Source organism: Algorimicrobium algoritergicola (assembly GCF_008086165.1).
GTDB lineage: Bacteria > Bacteroidota > Bacteroidia > Flavobacteriales > Flavobacteriaceae > Algorimicrobium > Algorimicrobium algoritergicola.
This window is the reverse complement of the sequence record NZ_VSKL01000015.1, coordinates 1-4189: the sequence shown is the minus strand read 5'-3', so window position 1 is coordinate 4189 and position 4189 is coordinate 1. Positions and strand designations below refer to the sequence as shown.

General features: G+C 32.9%; 5 protein-coding genes. All 5 read right to left on the bottom strand.

The genetic code is table 11. From position 1 onward, the window contains the following. Window positions 1–149: 149 nt before the first annotated feature. The 5 genes from ES675_RS16225 to ES675_RS16205 all read right to left on the bottom strand — a co-directional run bounded on the left by ES675_RS16225 (window position 150) and on the right by ES675_RS16205 (window position 3824). Window positions 150–437 carry a type II toxin-antitoxin system RelE/ParE family toxin gene (locus ES675_RS16225; RefSeq protein ID WP_040492734.1) on the bottom strand — a complete coding sequence of 96 codons (288 nt, stop codon included), beginning with the start codon at window positions 435–437 and terminating at the stop codon, window positions 150–152. Continuing rightward, window positions 430–669, bottom strand: a complete 240-nt coding sequence (locus ES675_RS16220) for a ribbon-helix-helix domain-containing protein (protein WP_066257237.1) — start codon at window positions 667–669, stop codon at window positions 430–432. The genes ES675_RS16225 and ES675_RS16220 overlap by 8 nt, the downstream gene beginning before the upstream one ends. A gap of 191 nt (window positions 670–860) precedes the next feature. Next, complete coding sequence (locus tag ES675_RS16215) at window positions 861–1448, bottom strand: hypothetical protein (protein WP_157448704.1); 588 nt, start codon at window positions 1446–1448, stop codon at window positions 861–863. A 503-nt stretch (window positions 1449–1951) separates the two neighbouring features. Then, window positions 1952–2533: a hypothetical protein gene (locus ES675_RS16210; RefSeq protein ID WP_066257244.1), complete on the bottom strand. Its 582-nt coding sequence runs from the start codon at window positions 2531–2533 to the stop codon at window positions 1952–1954. Window positions 2534–3029: 496 nt separating this feature from the next. Then, window positions 3030–3824 carry a cation transporter gene (locus ES675_RS16205; protein ID WP_066257246.1) on the bottom strand — a complete coding sequence of 265 codons (795 nt, stop codon included), beginning with the start codon at window positions 3822–3824 and terminating at the stop codon, window positions 3030–3032. Window positions 3825–4189: the final 365 nt, after the last annotated feature.

The following is a 4189-nucleotide window of genomic DNA, read 5'->3' as shown; positions in this document are numbered from 1 at the left end:
TGTAATAAGCTACTAAAACAGGCTTTTGCTATTGCAAAATCAGGATTAATATATGAGGATACTTACAGAAGTACTTTGGTGAAAAGTTAATGAGTTTTTACTTGTTTTTTACCACAGTACTTTGTTGGCAACAGTTTTTATTATTCAGATTACAGTATGTCGTTTAAATCTTGTCTTCCGACAATTGCCATTATTTCAACAACGTCATTATTTATCTTATAGTAAATACTATCTATTCCGCAAACACATCTTCTGTAGTCTTTTTTTATATAATCAACCGACTCGAATGAAAAAGGTCTTTGGGAAATAATTTCAAAATATTCAAAGAATGATTCAAAATATTTATCCGCTTGAGTCATTCCAAATTTTTTAACTCCATAGTGATGGATTCGGATTAAGTCATTTTTAGCTTCGTTACTTAATCGATATTTAGCCATTCAGTAAAGTTTTTGATTGAGCTAAAATTTCATTTTTTGATTTGCTTGTAAATCCGCTATTTTCAGCTTTTTCCAATTTAGTTCGAACCCAATCAATTTCGACTTGTTGTTTTCTAGCTTGTCTAATTAAATCGTTTACTAATTCGCTTTTGCTTGAATATTCTTTTCCATTGACTTGAGCTTTCAGCCATTCGTCGTTAGGTTCTGTAAATGATATACTTTGTCTTGACATAATTTGATTATTTGGTGTAAATATACATCAATTACGAATCATTTCCAAATTGTTGCCAACGTGTTTGTATATGGTTTGTTGCGTGGTTTAGCACGTAATTTAGCAAATAAAAACCGAATAGAAAATCCGCGAGGATTTTCGTAAGTAGGCTAGAACCAGCAATAAATTATATACGGTGTTGTAAGCAGTTTTTATTTAATTTCTTTTTCAGCCAACTTAAAAATCGTATTTAAAATTGACGCTTGATTCGTTAAATAATTATCATTCGGCAGATTCTCGTCAATAAATTTAGTTTGTAAGTCGAAATCACTTATAATTTTAACTATTTTCTCATTTGCAGTGTGAATCACAAATTTTGATTCACAAAAATGGTCGACTGATACTGATGTGGTTTCAATTTCTCCATTAGAATTCTTTGTCTTTTGAATTACAGGTAAAATTTCGGCTTTTTCTATTTTGGTCAGATTTTTTTTCACTTCATCAATTAATTCAGATTGCTCCATTTCCGACTCTGGGAATATTTTGCAATTTGAAAACTTACGTTTGAAATATTTACCATTTTTAGTCCAAAAGATGTAGAACGGTCTTGCATAAACACAATCTTCCGCATCATCTATATTTAGATATTCTCCACCAAAACAAATAGTATTAAATTCAATAACTAATTCCGTGTTAGATTCCAAAAGATTAGTTCTTAATTCTAAATATTCCGTATTCACTTCTTGTCCGTAAATATTAATCACGAACAGAATGAGAATTAAATTCAGAATTTTCTTCATTGTTTGAATTTTGTTCAAATTGCTTACAACGGTAAGTGTATGAAATGGGCGAGTTTGCGTCCGAGGATTTTCCGCAGGAAAATCGGAAGGTGGCAAACGCACATTTACACTTGATTAGGGACTAAAGTAAGCATTTTTTATACACTATGTTGGCAACCGTTTATTTTTTAAAAACCAAACGGTTGGATTGGGTATGAAGCCAGTCGGCAGTTTAAAATCGATTTTTTAATTTTATTAATTCGACAGAATTGAGCGCAACAGTGGTAAATCGGAAGTGCGTTATGTTCCGTAACAGTGATAAATCGGAAGAATAGAGTGAGATCTTTTTTTAGAATTTTTTGCCGTGCAGCAATGGTTGCCAACGTTGTTGTGTATGGTTAGTTGCTTTAAGCACTAAAATAACAAAAAGGAACTACGTAGAGGAAATTCGGTAGAATTTCCTTGATACACTTTAAACACTCTCCAAGCAATTAATTATACACGGTGTTGTGCATAGTTTTTTATTATTTATTCAGCTTTTCAAATGTCTTTAAAGATTGAACTAAAATCGACATATTTTTCTTTAATTGCCTTGTTTGTGATGCTGATGCAGTTAAATTATAGAAAACACCTTCAATTCCACTGTCTAGAATGAAACTTATTATTTCCGTTTCTCCATATTTATCTGTGTCCGATTTCGTGTGCAGGAAATATGATTTTTGATTCAAGATTTCCGTAAAACCAGATTCAATTATTTTTCTTTTCTGCGAATTGTTTTCTATTATGTTTAAGCAATAGTCAAATTCAGATTTCAAGTCTTTGTTCTCTCCGAAACTTTTAATCTTTTGGATAGAAATCATATCGATAAATCCGTCTTTGTCAGGTTTGGAACTGACATCAATTCCTAAAATAATATTTTCATTGTCATAACTTTCAACTTTCCATTCCCAATTTTTTGGAATAAATATTAAAAAGTCATTAGTCGGATAATTGATTTTCTGTTTAGCAAATTTCACAGGATAATTCGCATATTGTTCCAAAGTGGTCTCTTTGTTTGAACAAGAAACAATTAAAATCAAAACGATAAATTTCCCTATGAATTTCATTTTCTCAAATTATGCACAACGGTAAGTGTATGAAATGGGCGAGTTTGCGTCCGAGGATTTTCCGCAGGAAAATCGGAAGGTGGCAAACGCACATTTACACTTGATTAGGGACTAAAGTAAGCATTTTTTATACACTATGTTGGCAACCGTTTATTTTTTAAAAACCAAACGGTTGGATTGGGTTTGAAGCCAGTCGGTAGTTTAAAATCGATTTTTTAGTTTTATTAAAGCGACAGAATTGAGCGCAACAGTGGTAAATCGGAAGTGCGTTATGTTCCGTAACAGTGATAAATCGGAAGAATAGAGTGAGATCTTTTTTTAGAAATTTTTGCGGTACAGCAATGGTTGCCAACGTTTATGTGTATGATTAGTTGCGTGGTTAAGCGAGTAAGTTAGCAAACTTTCACGAACCCGTGAAAATTCCGCAGGAATTTTCGCAAGTAGGCTAGAACCTAGCAATTAATTATACACGGTGTTGTAAGTAGTGCTTTTTCGCTTACTTACTCAATTTTAGTATTCGGAATGCACCTTGAATTACCAACGCAAAAACGATTGTTCCAATAATCAAATCAGGTTTACTCGAACTCAACCAATTTACCAAAATTCCAGCAATTATTACTCCTAAATTGATAATCACGTCATTCGAAGTGAAAATCATACTTGCTTTCATATGTGCCTCGTCTTTACTCTTTGACTTTTGCAAAATGTAGAGACAAATTCCGTTAGCTATAAGTGCAAAAATCGAGACGATAATCATTGTTGAAAAGTCGGGAAGTTTCTCGTCTCCGAAAAATCTCCTTAAAACTTCTACAAATCCAATAATCGCAAGTGTTATTTGAAAATATCCAGCAAGTTTGGCAATCCGTTTTTTCTTTATTACTGTTCCACCAACCGCAAGCAAACTAATTCCATAAACAAAACTGTCTGCAAGCATATCCAAACTATCAGCAACAAGTCCCATAGATTTTGAGATAATTCCTGTTGTCATTTCAATTATGAAAAAAGCAAAATTGATTGCAAGTACAGACCAAAGTAGCTTTTTCTGATTTTCGTTTTCTTTAAATTCCGTTTGGTCGGTTTGTTCCGTTGAGATTTTCTTTCCGCCTAAATTCAGTTCGATAACTGACTTTTCGATTTGGTCAATTTCTCCGCTGTGAAAAACGGTCAATTTTCGATTCGGAATGTCAAAGTCCAAATTGGCAATACTTGAAATTCCGTCCAATTTCATTCGGATTAGATTTTCCTCTGAAGGACAATCCATTTTGGTAATTTCAAATATTGTTTTGTTCATTCAAATTCGTGGGTTTTCGGCATTACTTACAACGTGTTCGTGTATGATTAGTTGCGTGTTTAAGGAACCAATTTAGTAAACAAAAACGAACCAGAGAAAATTCCGGAGGAATTTTCCAAGTAGGAGAGAGCACAGCAATTAATGATACACGGCTTAAGTTAGCATTTTAATAAAAACACTAAATTAAGGCCTATTAATAAGAAAGCACAAAAGAGAGGAATAAGGTTAATATACACGCAGAGACTTTGATCTCGTCAACATTGAAAATCCCCTCTCTTTTCTACACAGATTTCGTACAGTTCTATGAGGCTTTTAGACCTCGATTTTAAGTCGTTGAAACTCGCGTAGATTGTCCTTTCAAAAAA

What these genes read in the sequence shown, in the direction of transcription:
- ES675_RS16225 (WP_040492734.1), bottom strand. Translation starts at nt 437, where the DNA reads ATGGCTAAATATCGATTAAGTAACGAAGCTAAAAATGACTTAATCCGA.
- ES675_RS16220 (WP_066257237.1), bottom strand. Translation starts at nt 669, where the DNA reads ATGTCAAGACAAAGTATATCATTTACAGAACCTAACGACGAATGGCTG.
- ES675_RS16215 (WP_157448704.1), bottom strand. Translation starts at nt 1,448, where the DNA reads ATGAAGAAAATTCTGAATTTAATTCTCATTCTGTTCGTGATTAATATT.
- ES675_RS16210 (WP_066257244.1), bottom strand. Translation starts at nt 2,533, where the DNA reads ATGAAATTCATAGGGAAATTTATCGTTTTGATTTTAATTGTTTCTTGT.
- ES675_RS16205 (WP_066257246.1), bottom strand. Translation starts at nt 3,824, where the DNA reads ATGAACAAAACAATATTTGAAATTACCAAAATGGATTGTCCTTCAGAG.